The sequence below is a fragment of the Pseudomonas guariconensis genome, from assembly GCF_024127895.1.
GTDB lineage: Bacteria > Pseudomonadota > Gammaproteobacteria > Pseudomonadales > Pseudomonadaceae > Aquipseudomonas > Aquipseudomonas guariconensis_B.
In genome coordinates, this window is the sequence record NZ_JAMYBK010000007.1 from 1 (window position 1) to 19334 (window position 19334).

At 63.5% G+C, this 19334-nt stretch carries 19 protein-coding genes and 1 pseudogene; 7 read left to right on the top strand and 13 right to left on the bottom strand.

Annotated features, from left to right (window positions below):
- The 7 genes and pseudogenes from NJF35_RS10265 to NJF35_RS10295 all read left to right on the top strand — a co-directional run.
- A pseudogene (locus NJF35_RS10265) lies at nt 1–461 on the top strand (hypothetical protein); the annotation flags it as partial.
- Between the two features lie 76 nt (nt 462–537).
- Complete coding sequence (locus NJF35_RS10270) at nt 538–1401, top strand: hypothetical protein (RefSeq protein ID WP_225790418.1); 864 nt, start codon at nt 538–540, stop codon at nt 1399–1401.
- A 53-nt stretch (nt 1402–1454) separates the two neighbouring features.
- The gene (locus NJF35_RS10275) at nt 1455–1754 is read left to right on the top strand and encodes a hypothetical protein (RefSeq protein WP_225790417.1); all 300 of its coding nucleotides are present in this window, start codon (nt 1455–1457) and stop codon (nt 1752–1754) included.
- Between the two features lie 51 nt (nt 1755–1805).
- Nucleotides 1806–2732, top strand: coding sequence for a hypothetical protein (locus tag NJF35_RS10280; protein WP_225790416.1), 927 nt, complete (start codon nt 1806–1808; stop codon nt 2730–2732).
- 20 nt (nt 2733–2752) lie between these two features.
- Nucleotides 2753–3085: a hypothetical protein gene (locus NJF35_RS10285; protein WP_225790415.1), complete on the top strand. Its 333-nt coding sequence runs from the start codon at nt 2753–2755 to the stop codon at nt 3083–3085.
- Between the two features lie 2 nt (nt 3086–3087).
- Nucleotides 3088–4026, top strand: coding sequence for a hypothetical protein (locus tag NJF35_RS10290; RefSeq protein ID WP_253090995.1), 939 nt, complete (start codon nt 3088–3090; stop codon nt 4024–4026).
- 347 nt (nt 4027–4373) lie between these two features.
- Nucleotides 4374–5306, top strand: a complete 933-nt coding sequence (locus NJF35_RS10295) for a hypothetical protein (RefSeq protein WP_225790413.1) — start codon at nt 4374–4376, stop codon at nt 5304–5306.
- A 312-nt stretch (nt 5307–5618) separates the two neighbouring features.
- Here the strand turns inward: NJF35_RS10295 and NJF35_RS10300 are convergent, their stop codons facing one another.
- The 13 genes from NJF35_RS10300 to NJF35_RS10360 form a co-directional block, all read right to left on the bottom strand.
- Nucleotides 5619–6311, bottom strand: coding sequence for a response regulator (locus tag NJF35_RS10300; RefSeq protein WP_253090996.1), 693 nt, complete (start codon nt 6309–6311; stop codon nt 5619–5621).
- Nucleotides 6308–8962, bottom strand: coding sequence for a sensor histidine kinase (locus tag NJF35_RS10305; protein ID WP_253090997.1), 2655 nt, complete (start codon nt 8960–8962; stop codon nt 6308–6310). The genes NJF35_RS10300 and NJF35_RS10305 overlap by 4 nt, the downstream gene beginning before the upstream one ends.
- Before the next feature lie 59 nt (nt 8963–9021).
- Entirely contained in the window at nt 9022–9594 is a 573-nt protein-coding gene (gene kdpC / locus NJF35_RS10310) for a potassium-transporting ATPase subunit KdpC (protein WP_225790410.1), read from the bottom strand.
- A gap of 11 nt (nt 9595–9605) precedes the next feature.
- Nucleotides 9606–11663 (bottom strand): potassium-transporting ATPase subunit KdpB, encoded by a 2058-nt coding sequence (kdpB, locus tag NJF35_RS10315; RefSeq protein ID WP_253090998.1) that lies wholly within the window; start codon nt 11661–11663, stop codon nt 9606–9608.
- A gap of 10 nt (nt 11664–11673) precedes the next feature.
- Complete coding sequence (gene kdpA / locus NJF35_RS10320) at nt 11674–13368, bottom strand: potassium-transporting ATPase subunit KdpA (RefSeq protein ID WP_253090999.1); 1695 nt, start codon at nt 13366–13368, stop codon at nt 11674–11676.
- Between the two features lie 9 nt (nt 13369–13377).
- A complete protein-coding gene (gene kdpF / locus NJF35_RS10325) occupies nt 13378–13467 on the bottom strand; it encodes a K(+)-transporting ATPase subunit F (RefSeq protein ID WP_225790407.1) in 90 nt (29 codons plus the stop codon).
- 201 nt (nt 13468–13668) lie between these two features.
- Nucleotides 13669–14721: an AI-2E family transporter gene (locus tag NJF35_RS10330; protein WP_225790406.1), complete on the bottom strand. Its 1053-nt coding sequence runs from the start codon at nt 14719–14721 to the stop codon at nt 13669–13671.
- 12 nt (nt 14722–14733) lie between these two features.
- Nucleotides 14734–15528 carry a DUF4892 domain-containing protein gene (locus NJF35_RS10335; protein ID WP_225790405.1) on the bottom strand — a complete coding sequence of 265 codons (795 nt, stop codon included), beginning with the start codon at nt 15526–15528 and terminating at the stop codon, nt 14734–14736.
- Between the two features lie 107 nt (nt 15529–15635).
- Entirely contained in the window at nt 15636–16490 is an 855-nt protein-coding gene (locus NJF35_RS10340) for an alpha/beta hydrolase (protein WP_225790404.1), read from the bottom strand.
- Nucleotides 16487–17275 (bottom strand): alpha/beta fold hydrolase, encoded by a 789-nt coding sequence (locus NJF35_RS10345; RefSeq protein WP_253091024.1) that lies wholly within the window; start codon nt 17273–17275, stop codon nt 16487–16489. Before NJF35_RS10345 ends, NJF35_RS10340 begins: the two co-directional genes overlap by 4 nt.
- A 185-nt stretch (nt 17276–17460) precedes the next feature.
- Nucleotides 17461–17919, bottom strand: coding sequence for a phosphohistidine phosphatase SixA (gene sixA / locus NJF35_RS10350; RefSeq protein WP_253081567.1), 459 nt, complete (start codon nt 17917–17919; stop codon nt 17461–17463).
- Nucleotides 17916–18263, bottom strand: coding sequence for a DUF4389 domain-containing protein (locus NJF35_RS10355; protein ID WP_225790402.1), 348 nt, complete (start codon nt 18261–18263; stop codon nt 17916–17918). The genes sixA and NJF35_RS10355 overlap by 4 nt, the downstream gene beginning before the upstream one ends.
- A gap of 13 nt (nt 18264–18276) precedes the next feature.
- On the bottom strand, nt 18277–19302 hold the full coding sequence (locus tag NJF35_RS10360) for an NAD(P)H-dependent glycerol-3-phosphate dehydrogenase (protein ID WP_225790401.1): 1026 nt from the start codon (nt 19300–19302) through the stop codon (nt 18277–18279).
- Nucleotides 19303–19334: the final 32 nt, after the last annotated feature.

The window sequence follows — 19334 nt, forward strand, 5'->3', positions numbered from 1 at the left end:
AGAGCGACCATGGGATCGACATGTTGGTGTATGTGCCGCCACCACCGTCGATGAAGGTGAGGAATCCGACTACCCAGGCTATGCGTCATCACATCGATGGTTTGAAGGGAATGGCGCCGGTGGAAGAGATGCGGTTTGAAGAAGGAACGTTGTTGGTGATCGAGGTGAAGACGACCCTGGGGAAAAGCAAAACGCCTGGGTTTCTGAAGACCCAAGCGGTAGGAGGCGCTGAGAATTTGCAACGTATCCACGGCCTCATATCAAGACAACGCCAAGGTTGGAAAACTGAAACCTTGAAAACAGAAGACCCAGCTTTCGTATCTAAGCTACAGATAATTGAAGACAAATTATTTGACGGAAAAATCTCATACCTACACGCCCAGGTATTCTTAAACCATAAAGGCCAACCAAATCATCTAGCAGGAAACAACACTGGAATTCAGCTTAATCACTGGAATTAACATGAAACCAAAATCATCCAGCCGTTTAAATAAAAGCCTTAGAGCAATACATTCTTGGTCCTTGAGCGAGCTCCCGTTGAACGACAAAAACATCACATCTTACATAGATGGCGACAATTCCCTAGGAAAGGCATGCAATGAGCTCTTTAAGCTCGGCATGACTAAAACAGGGAAAGCCTTACGAGCTCCGACAAACGCCTACAGAATAGAATCAACAAATTTATTATCTTCGGGCTTCACAATGACTCTAGTGGCCGATGCAATACTGATAACGAGACTTCAGGGAACGCATAGAGTAGCTACGGAAGATTTGGACTGTGTCACTCACGTGATGCTATGTGCATTAGCCACAGGCCAATTCAGTCTGATCGAGCCCTTCCACCGGGCTGTTTTCGCTGGCCTTGAGAACGGCTACGGCGTTCGTGACGGTCACAACTTACCCATCGGCACCCGCCTACGCTTCGCCGCCTTCGGCCTGACCATCATCGGCGACTGGCTCGGCAAACCGCTCGACCTCGACAAACATGCCCTACCCCGCGACCCCGCCTGGGGCCAACTGGTCGCCCACTGGCGCGAGCCCGATCCCGAGAAACTGCTCCCCGTTCTACTCGCCGCCTGCGATACCCATGTCGAGCGCATCGCCCTGACCTCCCGCGAACTCGACTCCGGCAACTTCGAATTCGGCTCCCCCTTCGAAGCGGTCTACCCCGCCGAAATCCTGGCCATCCTCAACCTGCGTCGCTCTTTGGGGCTAGCCAACCCGTTCATCGATCACCCGTTGATGAAAACGCCCTACGCCGCACTGACGTGCCCACCAGGAACGCGCTTCGAAAAAGATGAGCTGCTCGAACGTTTCCTGTTGGCCGCTCGAAAATACGATCCCGAGGCTGTTCCGGAGGGTCTCTACGAAGCCGTGCTGCAAACGAACACGGCAAGCTGAGTGAGGAATCCGACGACCAATGAAATGCGCCATCACATCGATGGATTGAAGGGGTGGCGCCGGTGGAAGAGATGCGGTTTGAAGAAGGAACGTTGTTGGTGATCGAGGTGAAGACGACGCAGGGGAAAAGCAAGACGCCTGGGTTTCTCAAAACCCAACAAAATGGGGGGAGTATCAACATCAAGCGCATTCAGCGCCTCATACACAATAAAGCCCAAGGTTGGAATCCATCCCACTTAATAAATCTAGACCCTATCTTCACCTCTAAGTTAGCAGCCATAGACAATGCCCTTGAAGAGAAAAAATCAAATACATACATGCGCAAATATTCTTTAACAGCAAAGGCACCTTAAGCGGCCTATCAGCGAATACTACAAATATTCAACTAAACAATTGGAACTAACATGAGCACAGACATCCCCATGCGCCTAAAAAGGAGCTTGACCAACACACCAACATGGGCTGCGGACAACTTCCCAAGTAAAGAACACCTAATAGCTGACTACATCGAAGGCTCTGGAAGTCTCTATAGAGCTTGCAGAGAGCTATTCTCTACCGGAATGATAAATATCGGCAATGGCCTTCTGCTTGCAGCCAATGGTTCCAGCTTGGCTGCACAAAAAAGCCTAGCATGGGCAGTCCGCGAAATGCTGGTGGCTGATACGATCCTCATTCAGCGATTGAGGGAAACTCAAGACGAAGACATCGCTGTACTGGACGATATCACTCTCCTAATGCTGTGTGCTCTTGCCACTGGTCAATTCGAACTGATTGCGCCAATACGTAAAGTCATATTCACCGCACTTGAAAATGGCTACGGCGTTCGTGATGGCCACAACTTACCCCTCGGCACCACCCTGCGCTACGCCGCCTTCGGCCTGACCATCATCGGCGACTGGCTCGGCAAACCGCTCGACCTCGACAAACATGCCCTACCCCGTGACCCAGCCTGGGGCCAACTGGTCGCCCACTGGCGCGAACCCAATCCCGAGAAGCTGCTCCCCGTTCTACTCACCGCCTGCGATACCCATGTCGAGCGCATCGCCCTGACCTCCCGCGAACTCGACTCCGGCAACTTCGAATTCGGCTCCCCCTTCGAAGCGGTCTATCCCGCCGAAATCCTGGCCATCCTCAACCTGCGCCGCTCCTTGGGGCTGACCAACCCTCTCATCGATCATCCCTTGATGAAAACGCCCTACGCCGCACTGACCTGCCCGCCAGGAACGCGATTCGAAAAAGATGAGCTGCTCGAACGCTTCCTGTTGGCCGCTCGAAAGTACGACCCCGAGGATGTTCCAGACGGTTTCTATGAAGCCGTGCTGCAAAGCTGAACTTAGCGCCGGTGGAAGAGATGCGGTTTGAAGAAGGAACGTTGTTGGTGATCGAGGTGAAGACGACGCTGGGGAAAAGCAAGACGCCTGGGTTTTTACCTACACAGGCTAAAGGCGGCGCGATCAACTTGGAGAGAATCCAACAACTTCTAGAACACAAACAGCAAGGGTGGGATGAAGCGATCCTGAAAAATACAGACCCTGTCTTCGAAGCCAAAATACAGGCCATTGATGAAAGTATCGAGACAGGAAAAGCCTTCTTCCTTCATGCACAGGTATTCTTTGACACGAAAGGCCACCCTCGCGTCCTGATGGGCAATACTCCAGGCATTCAACTAAACATTTGGAACTAGCGATGAGCAGCAATCGAAAAGACCGACTCAAGGCCAGCCTCAAGTCCCTTCCAGAGTGGGCAACCCATGATTTATCAGTTAACGAAATCTTATTAAACTCATATATCGAGTACGGAGGAACGGTAGGCGTTGCGTGCAAGCAACTTTTCAGAGCTGGCATGAATTCGATTGGCAAAGCCTTGGCACTTGCGCCAGAGGGACCATGCTACATAGCCACCAGCTATTTGGGCTCAGGAATCATAAAAATGCTGCTGGCTGATAGCATATTGATTCAAACCAGAAAAGGCACTCAACGGTGGGCAACTGAAAGCTTAGATGGCATCACCCAACTCATGTTTTGTACATTGGCCACAGGCCAGTTCAGTCTGATCGAGCCCTTCCACCGGGCTGTTTTCGCTGGCCTTGAGAACGGCTACGGCGTTCGTGATGGTCACAACTTACCCCTCGGCACCACCCTGCGCTACGCCGCCTTCGGCCTGACCATCATCGGCGACTGGCTCGGCAAACCGCTCGACCTCGACAAACATGCCCTACCCCGTGACCCAGCCTGGGACCAACTGGTCACCCACTGGCGCGAACCCAATCCCGAGAAACTGCTTCCCGTTCTACTCACCGCCTGCGATACCCATGTCGAGCGCATCGCCCTGACCTCCCGCGAACTCGACTCCGGCAACTTCGAATTCGGCTCCCCCTTCGAGGCGGTCTACCCCGCTGAAATCCTGGCCATCCTCAACCTGCGCCGCTCTTTGGGGCTGGCCACCCCTTTCATCGATCATCCCTTGATGAAAACGCCCTACGCCGCACTGACCTGCCCGCCAGGAACGCGATTCGAAAAAGATGAGCTGCTCGAACGCTTCCTGTTGGCTGCTCGAAAGTACGACCCCGAGGATGTCCCAGACGGTTTCTATGAAGCCGCACTGCAAATGAACTCGGCAAGCTGAACTCGGCGCCGGTGGAAGAGATGCGGTTTGAAGAAGGAACGTTGTTGGTAATCGAGGTGAAGACGACGCTGGGGAAAAGCAAGACACCTGGTTTCTGAAGACCCAGGCGGTCGGAGGCGCTGAGAGGTTGCAACGTATCAAAGACTTAATAAGTAAGCAGCACCAAGGATGGAAAGCAGAGACATTAATGCAAGCCGACCTCGCCTTTGCCTCCAAGTTAAAAACAATACATGACAATTAATCGACAACAAAATCTCATAAATAACGCACAAGTATTATTTAACACCAATAGACAACCACCCCTGACAGAAAATGCAACCGAAATACAGCTCAAAAATGGACTTCACATGATTAGAGAACCACAAGCACGCCTTATAAAAAGCCTGAACACAATCCACTCCTGGGCACTTAGCGAGCTTCCCCAAGATATCAATAACATCACGACCTACGTAGAGTACGGCGGTTCCGTCGGAATTGCGGCCGACGAATTTTTCATGATTGGCATGAACCAGATCGGAAAAGCTTTTCAAACACCTTCCAACTCATCCACAACAACATCAACAAAACAGATAGCCGCGGGCACCAGAATATTAGTGGCCGCCGACTCGATACTAATCAAGAGACTCCAAGGCACTCGAAATATAAGCTTTGACGATTTAGATGGCATTACTCTCATAATGCTATGTGCATTAGCCACAGGCCAATTCAGTCTGATCGAGCCCTTCCACCGGGCTGTTTTCGCTGGCCTTGAGAACGGCTACGGGGTTCGTGACGGTCACAACTTACCCATCGGCACCACCCTGCGCTACGCCGCATTCGGCCTGACCATCATCGGCAACTGGCTCGGCAAACCGCTCGACCTCGATAAACATGCCCTACCCCGCGACCCCGCCTGGGGCCAACTGGTCGCCCACTGGCGCGAGCCCGATCCCGAGAAGCTGCTCCCCGTTCTACTCACCGCCTGCGATACCCATGTCGAGCGCATCGCCCTGACCTCCCGCGAGCTCGACTCCGGCAACTTCGAATTCGGCTCCCCCTTCGAGGCGGTCTACCCCGCTGAAATCCTGGCCATCCTCAACCTGCGCCGCTCTTTGGGGCTGGCCAACCCGTTCATCGATCACCCGTTGATGAAAACGCCCTACGCCGCACTGACGTGCCCACCAGGAACGCGCTTCGAAAAAGATGAGTTGCTCGAACGTTTCCTGTTGGCCGCTCGAAAGCACGACCCCGAGGCTGTTCCGCAAGGCCTGCTCGAAGTCATCCTGCAAACAGAACCCTGAGCCATGTCTAGGCCAAAAATCACTTCGGCACCGTGCAGGCTCCACGAAATAAGCACCGGGGTGTATGGCACCGACTTCGTCGGTGATCGCGGGCAAGCCCGCTCCCACACAGGCTGTGTGAAAACCTCCAATGCTTTTTCAGGATCGCGCTTCTACGCGAAATCTGGAAAAGCTTGGCTGCTCAACTCACCCAGAATACGCGTACACAGCCTGCACTGGGCCCTTCGCCAGCCGTATGTTCTCTGCGCGGCAGTACATCCCACAGCTCCAGTGGGTCGATGAAGCCAGGCGACTTCAGCCTGGACCTCACGGCTACCCAGGCGCCACCAACCGATAGCCCACCCCTGCCTCGGTGATGATGAAGCGGGGCGCGGTCGGGTCATCGCCGAGCTTCTGCCGCACATGCGCCACGACGATCCGCAGGTAGTGGGTATCGTCCACATGAGTCGGCCCCCAGATGTCCTTGAGCAGTTGCTGCTGGGTGATCACCCGCCCGGGATGCGCCGCCAGTTGTGCCAGCAAGGCGTACTCCTTGCGGGTCAGGGGCACCTCGACGCCGTCGAGCATCACTTTGCGGTAGGCGAAATCCACGGTCAGCGGGCCGAAGCTCGCTACCGGTTCCACGGCACCGGTTTGCGGGGCGTGGCGAAGCAAGGCGCGGATGCGCGCAAGGAACTCCTGGATGCCAAACGGCTTGGTCACATAGTCATTGGCCCCACCGTCCAGGACATCGACCTTCTGCACCTCGCTGGCCCGCACCGACAGCACCATCACCGGCACCGCACTCCACTCGCGTAGCTCGCGCAAGACCTGCTGGCCGTCCATGTCCGGCAACCCCAAGTCCAGCACCACCAAGTCAGGCCGCGCGAGGGCGGCCTGGGCCAAACCCTCGCCACCGGTGGCGGCTTCGATCACCTTGTAGCCCTGGGACACCAGGCTGATACGCAGGAACTTGCGGATCTGCGGCTCGTCGTCGATGACCAGGAGGGTGGCGGGCTGGCTCATGGGGTTTCGCGTTCAGGCTCAGGTTGAGTGGGCAACGGCAAGCATAGAGTGATGCAGGTGCCCTGGCCATCGATGCCTTCGCCGACCAGGATCCGCCCGCCATGGGCACCGATCATGCCTTGGCAGATGGCCAAGCCCAAGCCGGTGCCTTGCCCTCCCCGGTCACCACGCGCCGCGGTGTAGAACATGTCGAAGATCTTTTCCCGCTCGGCCGCCGGGATGCCCGGCCCCTGGTCGCTGACAGCGAAACACAACTGCTCGTCCTGCGTCGTGACCCGCAGCTCCAGGCGCCCCTTGGCCGGCGAGAAGCGCGCGGCATTCTCCAGCACGTTGACCAGCGCCTGCTCGATCAACGCCGCGTGCACGAACAGCAACGGCAGCTCGGCGGGCACCTCGGTGTGCACGCGCAACGGCGCCAGCACCACACGCAGGCGATTCAGTGCGCTGCCGACGATGTCCGCCGGTGCGACCCAGTCACGGGCGAGCTTCAGGCCGCCATGGCCCAGGCGGGTCATGTCCAGCAGGTTCTGGATGTAGCGGTCCAGGCGCTCGGCCTCGTTGCGAGTGCCTTCCAGCAAGTCCCGGCGGTCATCGGGGGAGATCGCGTCACCCAGGGCGAGCAGGCTGTCGATACTGCCGCGCATGGCCGTCAGGGGCGTGCGCAGGTCGTGGGAGACGGAGGCCAGCAAGGCGCTGCGCAGTTGCTCGGTTTCGCCCTGCAGCCGCGCCGCCTCCAGCTGCTCGGCCAGCCTGGCCCGCGCCAGCGCCTGGGCCAGCGGCTCGCCAAGGGCCATGAGCAGTCGCCGGCGCTGGGCGCTCAACGGTTCGCCGGAACGCGGCAGCACGCCGAGCAGGGCCAACGGCTGCGCCTCCACCGACAACGGCCACCACCACCAGCGGCCATGGGGCAAGGTGTCGCTGCCATGGCCGGCGGCCTGGCCATGCTGCCAGGCCCACTCGGCAGCGGCGCGTTCGTTGTCGGTGAATGACGACGCCTGGCCGCCGGCTACCCGCAGCAATCCTTCGCCGTCGCGCTCCAACAGGCACACCTGCACGTCCTGCCAGCCGCCCAAGTGCTGGCCGGCGGCGTTGAAGACCGCCTGGCGGTCGGTGGCCACGGTCAATCGCCGCGACAGCTCGAGCAATTGGCTGGTCTCGGCCTGGGTTTCGCGCAGGGCCTGCAACTGGCGGCGCTGGCGCGTGGCCAGGTTGCCGGTCAGCGCGGCCATGAACAGGAAGAACATCAAGGTCAGCACGTCCTCTTCGCGCTGGATGCTCAAGGAGAAGTTCGGTGGAATGAACAAGAAGGCGTAGGCCAGGAACGACAGCGCCGCGCACACCAGGGCCGGGCCCAGGCTGCTGCGCACCGCCACCATCAGCACCGCGGCGAGGAACACCAGGGAAATGTTGGGCAAGGCCAGCACGCTCGACACCGCCCACGCCAGGCCAGAGGCCAGCGCGGTGGCCAGTAGCGCCAGCACGTAGTGACGCCAGGCCCAGACCCGTTTGACCGCCACCCGCACCGGCTGCGGTTGTTCATCGCGGTCGAGCACGTTGATCTCCAGGCCATGGCTTTCGCGCAACAAGCGCGCTGCCACACCGGCCCCGAAGAAGCGTCGTCGCAGGCGATTGCGGGATTGCCCCACCAACACCAGGCTGGCCCGACGCTCGGTGGCATGCTGGATGAGGGTTCGCGCCACTTCGCCCCCACGCAGCACCACCACCTCGCCCCCCAGGCGTTCGGCCAGTTGCTGGGCCGCCTGCAAGCACTGGCGCGCGGTTTCGTCGCGCAGGCGGCCGCTGTCCACATGGACCATGCTCCAGGGCAGGTGGCGGCGTTGCGCCACCCGGCTGGCATGGCGCACCAGGCGCTCGGCCTGGTCGTCGCTGTCGACACCGACCAGCAGACGCCCGCGCAGGGCCGGTGCCTCCTGGCCACGCTGGCGATAGCCGTGGGCCAGGTCGGCATCGACCTGGGCCGCGGCGGTCTGCATGGCCAGTTCGCGCAGGGCGGTGAGGTTGGTCTGGGAGAAGAAGGCATCGATCGCCGCCCGCGCCTGCTCCGGCACATAGACCTTGCCCTCGCGCAAGCGCTCGAGCAGCTCGCGCGGCGGCAGGTCGATCAGCACCAGCTCGAAGGCCTCCTGCAGGACCCAGTCCGGTACGGTCTCGCGCACCTGCACGCCGGTGATGTCGCGCACCTTGTCGTTGAGGCTCTCCAGGTGCTGGACGTTGACCGTGGTGTACACGTCGATGCCGCTGCCCAGCAACTCCTGGACATCCTGCCAGCGCTTGGCATGACGGCTGCCCGGGGCATTGGTGTGCGCCAGTTCATCGACCAACACGAGGGAGGGAGCGACCTCGAGCAAGCCGTCCAGATCCATTTCCTCGAGGATCACCCCACGGTATTCGCTGCGTAGCAAGGGTTGCTGCGCCAGGCCGCCGAGCAGCGCCTCGGTCTCGGCGCGGCCGTGGGTCTCGACGACCCCGGCCAGCACCCGTACCCCCTGGCGCTGCTGGGCATGTGCAGCCTGCAGCATGGCGTAGGTCTTGCCCACACCGGGCGCGGCCCCGAGAAACACCTTGAGCTTGCCGCGCCCCTCGCGCGGCAGGCTCGCCAGCAGCGCATCGGCGCGGGCGGAATCACTCATGTTGCATCCTTTACGTGTACGGCGATCAGGAGTCCTGGGCCTGCTTCGCGGCCCCAACATCAACGTCCGGCATTGTCGCCAACTGGCGCCAGGCGTTCCAAGGCCTGGTTCAGAGCCAGCACGTTGACCACCGGCGGGCCGACCAATGGCTGCAGGGTGGCCTCATCCACCAGCACTTGCAAGCGCTCCACCGCAACCTGGCGCGCCGCCGCCACACGAGGGAGTTGGTAGGCGATCGCCTCGGGCGGCAGGTGCGGGTCCAGGCCGCTGCCGGAGGTGGTCAGCAGCGCCAGGGGCACCGGCCCCTGCTGCGCCTGGTACAGCGCACCGGCATCGGCCCGGACCCGCTCGGCCAGTGCTGGGTTGCTGGGCGACAGGTTGCTGGCACCGCTGGGGAGCGTGGCATAGCCGGCCGCCGAAGGGCGTGCCTGGAACCAGGCATCCCCCGTGAAACCCTGGGCGATCAGCAGCGAACCGCGCACCCGGCCCTGCTCGTCGCGGACCAGGCTGCCGTTGGCTTGCCCGGGGAAGGCGGCCTGGGCGATGCCGGTCACCAGCAAGGGGTAGAGCACGCCGGTGACCAGGCTCATCAGCAGGATCAGGCTCACGGCTGGGCGTACACAAGGGTTCATGTTCATCTCCTTCAAACCAGGTGCAAGGCATTGAGCAAGAGGTCGATCAGCTTGATGCCGGCGAACGGCACGATGATCCCACCCATGCCGTAGATCAGCAGGTTGCGCCGCAACAGGTGCGCCGCGCTCGCCGCCTGTACCCGCACACCGCGCAGGGCCAGCGGGATCAGCACGATGATGATCAGCGCGTTGAACACGATCGCCGAGAGGATCGCGCTCCGTGGGCTGGCCAGGTGCATCAGGTTGAGCACGCCCAGTTGTGGGTGGATCGAGGCGAACAGCGCCGGCAGGATGGCGAAGTACTTGGCCACGTCGTTGGCGATGGAGAAGGTGGTCAGTGCGCCGCGGGTAACCAGCAGCTCCTTGCCCACCTGGACCACATCCAGCAGCTTGGTCGGGTCGCTGTCCAGGTCGACCATGTTGGCCGCCTCGCGGGCTGCCTGGGTGCCATCGTTCATGGCCATGCCGACATCGGCCTGGGCCAGTGCCGGGGCGTCGTTGGCGCCGTCGCCGCACATGGCTACCAGACGGCCTTCGTTCTGCTCCTGGCGGATGCGCGCCAGCTTCTTCTCCGGCGTGGCCTCGGCCAGCACATCGTCCACGCCCGCCTCGGCTGCGATGGCGGCGGCAGTCAGCGGGTTGTCGCCCGTCACCATCACGGTACGGATGCCAAGTTTGCGCAACTCGGCGAAGCGCTCGCGGATACCGGGCTTGACCACATCCTTGAGGTGGATCACCCCCAACAGGCGCGTGTCGAGGCAGACCAGCAACGGCGTACCGCCACCCTGGGCGATGCGCTCGATTTCACGGGCCAGGGGCACCGGCATTTCCTCGCGTGGCAAACCCACGAAGGCCAGTACCGCGTCGACGGCGCCCTTGCGATAGCGGCGCTGCTGGAAATCGACGCCCGACAGGCGGGTTTCGGCGCTGAAGGCGATCGGTTCGAACGGCTGCTCGCCAGGCGGCTCGATCACGTCCTGCCGCTGGCGCAGGTACTCGACGATCGACTTGCCCTCGGCGGTGTCGTCGGCCAGCGAGGCGAGCAAGGCACCCTCCCCCAGCTCGCGGGCGCTGACGCCCGGCGCGGGGTGCACGGCGCTGCAACGGCGGTTGCCGAAGGTGATGGTGCCGGTCTTGTCGAGCATCAGCGTGTGCACGTCGCCGGCGGCCTCCACGGCGCGGCCGGAACGGGCGATGACGTTCAACCGGACCAGGCGGTCCATGCCGGCGATGCCGATGGCCGAGAGCAGGCCGCCGATCGTGGTCGGTATCAAAGTCACCAACAAGGCGGCGAGGAAGATCAGCGGCAGGCTGCCGCCGGCGAAATGCGCGAATGGCTGCAGGGTCACCACCACGATCAGAAAGATCAGGGTGAGGCCGATCAGCAGAATGTCCAGGGCGATCTCGTTGGGCGTCTTCTGCCGCTTGGCACCTTCGACCAGGGCGATCATGCGGTCCAGGGTCGACTCGCCGGGGTTGCTGGTGATGCGCACCAGCAGCCAGTCGGAAACCAGGCGGGTGTTACCGGTCACCGCCGAGCGGTCGCCCCCGGACTCGCGGATCACCGGGGCGGACTCGCCGGTGATGGCGGCCTCGTTGACCGCGGCGATGCCCTCGAGCACTTCGCCATCGCCGGGGATCAGCTCACCGGCCAGCACCTTGACCACATCGTCCTTGCGCAATTCGCTGGCCGATACCTGTTCGAAATCGCCGCTGGCGGTGCGGCGCCGGGCACTCATGCCCTGGCTGCCCGCCTTGAGGCTGTCGGCACGGGCCCTGCCACGGCCTTCGGCCAGCGCCTCGGCGAAGTTGGCGAACAATACCGTGAACCACAGCCACAAGGTGATCTGCAGCGCCACGCCAGTACCGACACCGCTGCCAGGCACGGCGCACAGTACGCTGGTGAGGGTGGCCGTCAGGGCCACCACCAACATCACCGGCGAGCGCTTGAGCTGGCGGGGGTCGAGTTTGAGGAACGCCTGCACCAGGGCCGGGCGCCAGAGCGCGGAAAAACGGGTGTGATCCGCCCCGCCACGCTGCGCTTTCACTTCAGAAATGGGCATGTTCATGGTGCGTTCCTCAGAAACCAAGGCTCAGGTGTTCGGCGATCGGCCCAAGGGCCAGGGTTGGCAGGAAGGTCAGGCCGCCCACCAGTAGGATGGTCAGCAACAGCAGGGTGGCGAACAGCGGGCCATGGGTGGGGAAGCTGTTCAGCCCCTGGGGCGCGCTCGTCTTCGCCGCCAGGCTACCGGCCAGGGCCAGTACCGGCAGGATGTAGCCGAAGCGGCCGATGAGCATGGCCAGGCCGATCATCAGGTTGTGGAAGACCGTGTTGGCGCCGAAGCCAGCGAAGGCCGAGCCGTTGTTGGCGGTGCCGGAGGTGTAGGCATACAGCAGTTGGCTGAAGCCATGGGCGCCCGGGTTGCTGACCGCACCGGCAGCGCTCGGCAGGCTCGCCGCGATCGCCCCCAGCACCAGCACGCCGACCGGCATCACCAGCAGGCTCGCCACCAGCAACTGCACCTCGCGGGCCTGCAGCTTCTTGCCCAGGTACTCCGGCGTGCGGCCGATCATCAGCCCGGCCAGGAACACCGTGATCAACACGAACAGCAACATGCCGTACAGCCCTGCGCCGACACCGCCGAAGATCACCTCGCCGACCATCATGTCGAGCATGGCCACCAGGCCGGTGAGCGGGTTGAGGCTGTCGTGCATGGCGTTGACCGAGCCGTTGGAAGCCGCGGTGGTGGTCACTGTCCAGAGTACCGAGCCGGTGATGCCGACGCGGCTTTCCTTGCCTTCCAGCGGTGCCTGCTGCTGCACCTGGACGCTGTCCAGGGCCGGGTTGGGCTGGTGCTCGGACCACAGCGCGACGCTGCCCCCCATCAGGAACAGGGCAAGCATGCAGGCGAGGATCGCCCGGCTTTGGCGCAGGTCCTTGACGTAGTGGCCGAACATGAAGACCAGGGCCACGGGGATGAGAATGATCGAGGCCACCTCGAACAGGTTGCTCCAGGCCGTGGGGTTCTCGAAGGGATGTGCCGAATTGCTGCCGAAGAAGCCACCACCGTTGGTACCCAACTGCTTGATGGCGATCTGGCTGGCGGCTGGCCCCAGGGGGATGGTCTGCTCATGACCTTGCAAGGTCATGGCCTGAACAGCGTCGGCGAAGGTCTGCGGTACGCCCTGCCAGACCAGCGCCAGTGCCAGCAGCAGGCATAACGGCAGCAGGCCATAGAGGGTGGCGCGGGTCATGTCGACCCAGAAGTTGCCCAGGGTCGAAGCCGAACGCCGGGTGATCCCCCGGCACAAGGCGACCAGCACGGCAAGGCCGGTAGCCGCGCTGACGAAGTTCTGCACGGTCAGGCCGAGCATCTGGCTCAGGTAGCTGAGCGACGTCTCGCCACTGTAGGCCTGCCAGTTGGTGTTGGTGACGAAGCTCACCGCGGTGTTGAACGCCAGCGACCACTCCTGGCCGGGCAGGTGCTGCGGGTTGAGCGGCAGGTGGCCCTGTAGCGACAACAAGGCGAACAACAGCACGAAGCCGACCAGGTTGAAGGTCAGCAGGGCCAGGGCGTACTGCTTCCAGTTCTGCTCCTGGTCGGCACGCACCCCGGCCAGGCGGTAACAGGCCCGCTCCAACGGGCCGAGGATCGGCGACAGCCAGGTGCGCTGGCCTTCCATCACCTTGTAGTAGAAACGCCCAAGCCAGGGCGCTGGCAGCAGCACGATGGCGAAGAAGGCCAGCAGCAATGCGAAGTCATGACCGTGCATGGCCGCCCCCTAGCCGCGATCGGCGCGCAGCAGCGCCACCAGCAGGTACACCGCCAACGCCACTGCCAGGAGCAGCGACACCTCATCGAGCCTGTTCATGCGAATCTCCCCTTCTTGCGGCGTCGGCCGCTTCAGGGAAATTGTCGAAGAACGGGGCGTAAAGGAACGAGGCCGGAGCGGGTCTCAGGGCATAAAGAATGCGTAAAGGTTTCGGCGCAGTTCAGAGCCTCAAGCTGCAAGCAAAAGCGGATCGTGTTGCTCACTCGGTCTCGCTTTTTCTTGCAGCTTGCAGCTTGCAGCTTACCGTTGCGGTGTTTGCTGCCCAACGTTGCGACTCCAGTCGAGCAGCAGGCTGTAGCCCACCGCCAACAAGGTCGGGCCGATGAACAGGCCGATGAAACCGAAGGCGATCAAGCCGCCGAAGACGCCGAGCAGGACGATCACCAGCGGCAGGTTGCCGCCACGGCTGATCAGGTACGGCTTGAGCACGTTGTCCACGCCGCTGATGATGAAGGTGCCCCAGATCCCGAGGAACACCGCCATGCCGTACTCGCCCTTCCACGCCAGCCAGGCGGTGGCGGGGATCCAGGCCAGCGGCGGGCCCATGGGGATCAGGCTGAGCATGAAGGTGACCAGGCCAAGGACGATGGCCCCCGGCACGCCGGCGATCAGGAAACCGATCATCGCCAGCAGGCCCTGGGCCGCGGCGGTGCCGATCACGCCGTTGACCACCCGTTGCACGGTGGCGGCCACCAGGTCGAGGTAGTACTCGGCGCGCTCGCCCATCAGCCGCTGCAGCAGGCGCAGGACGAAGGCCGCCAGGCGCGGGCCGTCACGGTAGAAGAAGAACACGAAGACCAGGCTCAAGGTCAGCTCGAGGACACCACTGCCGATCTGCGCACTGCGCGCCAGCAACCAGTTACCCACCTGGCCCAGGTAGGGCTTGGCCGAGGCCAGCAGGGCCGCGCCTTGCTGGTCGAGGGACTCCCACCAACCGACCAGGCGCTCGCCGACGAAGGGGATACTGCCCAGCCAGGCCGGTGCATCAGGCAGGCCGTCGACCTGCACGTCCCGCACGAAGGCGGTGGCATCGCGGATATGGTCGGCCAGGTTGAAACCCAGCCACACCAGGGGCAAGGCCACCACGAGAATCCACGCCGCCGTCAACAGGCTGGCGGCAAGGGTTTCGCGCCCACCCAGCGCCCGGGTGAGCAGACGCATCAGCGGCCAGCTGGCGAACGCCAGGATGGCGCCCCAGAGCAGCGCCGAGATGAACGGTGCCATCACCCACAGGCCGGCGCCCAGCAAGGCCAGCAGGAGGATCTGGATCAACAGGCGGTCATTGTTGGCCATGCCGGCGCTCACTCAACGGATCAGTTCCAGGTGCAGCCCGGTCGTCGTCGCCTCCCCCACCTCCAGGCGGGCGCTGCGCACGCCGGCCTTGACCAGCTCCTCGCGCCAGGCCTCGGCCTCGCTGCCGCTGAGGCTGGCGCGCAGGGTGCTGTCCAGGTTCAGGCTGCGCCCGAGCAAAGCCACCCAGGCCGGTTGCGGGGAGGCAAGATCAGGGTAGTCCAGCTTGCCGGTGTCGCGCAGTTCGCGCAGCACCGTGGCCGGGGTCGGCAGCAGTTCGCCCAGCGGGCTGCTGGCGACGAACTCCTCGACATGCAGGTAGGCCCGGCGGTTGCCACGGGTCACGCTGTAGAGCGCGACCAGGGTATCGGCCTCTTCGGCGGAGCGACGCAGGAGGATGAACGCCTGCTGCTCGTCGCCGCCGTTGAGGCGAGCATTGCCGAACACCTGGTTGGCCCACAGGCTGGCCTCGCCGCAGTCACGCCCCTGGCACCAGAACAGCGGATAGCCGCCCTCGCGCTGCAGGGCTTCGCGGGCACTGGTGAACGCCTCGCGGGCGGTGCGCTCGACAGGCAGCTCGTAGGTGACGGAACTGACCAGGCCACGGCTCTCGACCTTCTCCTCGACCCGCAGCCGCCCACTGATCCTGCGCAGTCCTCCCATGGGGTAGACCCGCTCCTGCTCCACCGCCGGGCGCTGGTCGACCACCTTGGCATCCACCGGTACCGGCAGGCTAGCGGCCCACAGCAGTGGGCTGGCGAAGCCCAGGCAGCCGACGATGAAGGTACGAATGGGTGCACGCGCGCTCATCGGCCACCCTTGCCGCAGGCGGCGCCGGTGAAAAGCTCATGGATGTCTGGCATGTATGGTTGTCTCCCTGTTCAACCCGCCAAGCCTCGACACTTGTCCGGTGCAAGTCAAGAAAAGCCGAAGAAGCGATTGAAACAGTCTGCAACAAGGGCTGCCCCCTGTTCGTCGTTCAGGTGCAGGTGATGGCCCCCGGGTAGCATGGCCTGCTCAAAGGGTAGCTGCTCCAGCAACGCCGTGTGGCGAGCGAGCATGCCGTCAGCGGCCACCACCAGGCAGACCGGGCAACTGACCCGCTGCACGAAGGCCATGGCCTGGGCGTGGTTCAAACGCACCGCCGACGGCAAGGTCAAGCGGCTGTCGCTGCGCCAGCTGTAGCCGCCCGGCACCGGCATCAGGCCGCGCTGGGCGAGCAGTTCGGCGGCTTCACGGCTGACCGCGACCATGCCCTTCATCCGCGCCTGCACACCCTCTTCCAGGGTCGCGTAGACCGACTTGCGCTTGCCCTCCAGGCGCAGTTGCGCCTGCAGCGCCATCCCCAGGCGTTCGGCGGCGCCCTGCTCGTCCGCCGTGGGCGGGAGGACGCCATCGATCAACGCCAGGTGGCTGACCCGCTCCGGCAAGGCGCCGGCCAGCTGCACCGAGATGATCGCCCCCAGCGAATGCCCGAGCAGGCCGAAACGCGGCCAGCCCAGTTGCTCGGCAACCCGCAGCACGTCATGGGCATAGTCGGCCAGGGCGTAGCCGGCGCCGGGCGGACGATGCTCGGAGTAGCCGTGCCCGGCCAGGTCCAGGGCGACGATGCGCAGGCCCTTCAACCGTGGCGCCAGGCGGACGAAGCTGTTGGCGTTGTCCAGCCAGCCATGCAGGGCGATCACCGGCACGCCATCGGCCGGGCCGAACAGGTGCGCCGCCAGTTCGATATGGCCCAGGCTCAGGCGGATCTCCTCGACCTGGGCGCTCATGCCTGGCTCCAGCGGTCGAACAGCCCCTTGATCAGGCTGGCGGTATCGTCTGGCCGCTCCAGCGGGAACATGTGCCCACCCGGCACACAATGGTACTCGCCCCGTGGCATGCCCCGCACCGCCAGGGCGTGATGGCGGCGGATCACTCGGCTGCGATCGCCACGGACCATCGCCAACGGCACCTGCAACTGACGCGCCGGTGCCGGGCTGACATGGGGGATGCTGCGGTAGATACGGATCTCCGTGGCGGGGTCGAAGCGCAGGTGCAGCCCCTCCTGGCCAGCCTGCAGGCCATGCTCCAGGTAGGCCTCCAGGCACTCGGGATCGAAGTGCCGGAACAATGTCTTGCTGGCGAAGTAGGCCCGTGCGCTATCACGGTCGGCGAAGGCCTCGCGTCGGCCCAGGGTACGGCCGGCCGGGGTGATCCGGTCGATGAAACCGAAGCGCTTGGCTGCGCGGATCAGCCACTGGTCAGCGCGGGTCAGCACTGGCGAGTCGAGCATCACCACGCCGCGGTAGTACTGTGGGCAACGCAGGGCGGCATGCAGGTGCAGCACCCCGCCGAGGGAATGCCCGACACCCCATACCGGCTGGTCCTGGCGGGCTAGGTGGTGCAGCAGTTCGTCGACCAGGTTCTGCCAGTTGTCGTTCACCGGGAAGCGCGGGTCGTGGGCATGCTGCGCCAGGTGCCGGACCTGGTAGTCCGGCGCCAGGGCAGCGAACAGCTTGCCGTAAGTGGCCGAAGGGAAGCCGTTGGCGTGGGCGAAGAAGATCTGCTGCGACATGACCGCCGGGACCGCGTGGGGGATGATGGCCCATTGTCGGCAAGGTGCGCCGGGGCGGCAACGTTCGGAAAGGTCATCGCCCATGACGATCAGGTCATTTGCGGCCTGGACCGCCAGCGCGCTTTAGGGTCTACCCCTTCTACAGCGCTGGGTTTGGCAAATGCTGGGGCCGCTATAGCCAAGCCTCAACCAGGATGATACAGGCCACGCAACGTCATCACCCCCGCCAGCGGCCAGTCCCCCTCCAGCTCGGCCAGGCTGGCAGTGCTCATCGGCGCCGGCTGCTGGCCATGGCCATGCTCCAACAGGCCAACCAAAGTCCCCACCAGCGGCTGGTGGCTGACCAGCAGCACCTGCTCCAGCCCCAGGCGCTCCAGCTCGCCGATCACCTGCCCGGCATCGTGGTCGGACGTGAGCCAGGGCACGGTGCGCACCGGCTCGGCGAAACCGAGGGCCTCGTGCACCAGCGCCGCGGTCTGCTGCGCCCGCACGTAGGGGCTGGCAAGGATCGCCTGCAGTGGCTGGCCCAGTAGGCGTGCAGCGCTGCGCAGGACCTGCTCGCGGCCGTGGGCGGTCAGGCGCCGCTCGGCATCGCTGTTGGCACGCGGCTCGGCCTCGCCATGGCGCAGCACCCAGACCTTCACAGCTTCGGCTCCTCGTCGCGTACCGGATGCGCCGCCGGCGCCACCGCATGCGGCGTCTCGCCCTCAGGGGCGCGTGGCGCCGGCCAGTCGGCGAACGGCCAGGGTTTCTGGTCGCTGTGGAAGGTGCCGAAGCGGCCAATCTGCGCCAGGTACTGGCTCAGGCTGTCGCCGAAGTTCATCAGGCTGGCGCTGGGTGCGCCATAGATCAGGCGATAGATCAGCTGGACCAGCACCAGGCCACCGAGCAACAGTTCGGCCAGTTGCCAGATCACCAGGAAAACCAGCATCCACAGCACCCGCAGGATGATCGATTCGCGCTGGGCGCGGTTGGCAGTGTCGTTCATGTCGTGCTCCGGATCAGTTGAAACCGCTGGTGGAAATGAAATCGACATCGGTCTTGGGCTCGGCACGCATCAGGTGCTCGATCACCTGGTTCAGCGTGCGCCCCTCGAACAGGATGGCGTGCAGCCCCGCCACCAGCGGCATGTAGACCTGCATCTGCTGGGCCTTGGCCTTGAGCACCTTGAGGGTGTTGACGCCCTCGGCCACCTCGCCCAGGCGGCTGACCGCCTGCTCCAGGGTCAGGCCCTGGCCCAGGGCATGGCCGACCTGGTAGTTGCGGCTCTTGGGTGAGGAGCAGGTGACGATCAGGTCGCCCACGCCGGCGAGGCCGAGGAAGGTCATGGGGTTGGCGCCCAGGCTCACGGCGAAGCGGGTCATTTCCGCCAGGGCGCGGGTAATCAGCATGCTCTTGGTGTTTTCGCCCATGCCCAGGGCCACGGCCATGCCGGCGATGATCGCATAGACGTTCTTCAGCGCACCGCCGAGCTCGACGCCGAAGCGGTCGGCACTGGCGTAGACGCGGAAGGTGCGCCCGTGCAGGACGGCCTGCACGCGCTGGCAGAGCGCCTCGTCCTCGCTGGCGACCACGGTGGCGGTCAGGGCATGCTCGGCGATCTCGCGGGCCAGGTTCGGCCCTGAGAGCACACCGATGCGGGCCTGGGGTGCGATCTCTTCGAGGATCTGGCTCATCAGCTTGAAGCTCTGCGCCTCGATGCCCTTGGTCAGGCTGACCAGGCATTTGCCACGCAACAGCTCGGCATGGGGCGCCAGCACGACGCGCAAGGCGCTGGATGGCAGGGCGACGAAGACCAGTTCACAGGCCTGCAGGGTGGCCAGCAGGTCATTGACCGGCTCGACGCCCTCCAGCAGGCGGATGCCCTTGAGGTAGCGCGGGTTCTCGCGGTTCAGGCGCATGGCCTCGGCCTGTTCCGGGTCGCGCATCCACTGCCGCACCGGGACACCGTTCTCCGCCAGCAGGTTCGCCACGGCGGTACCGAAGCTACCGCCTCCCAGAACTGCAACAGGTTGCTGTTCAGTCATATTCAATCCATTAAACCAATATATAAATGTAA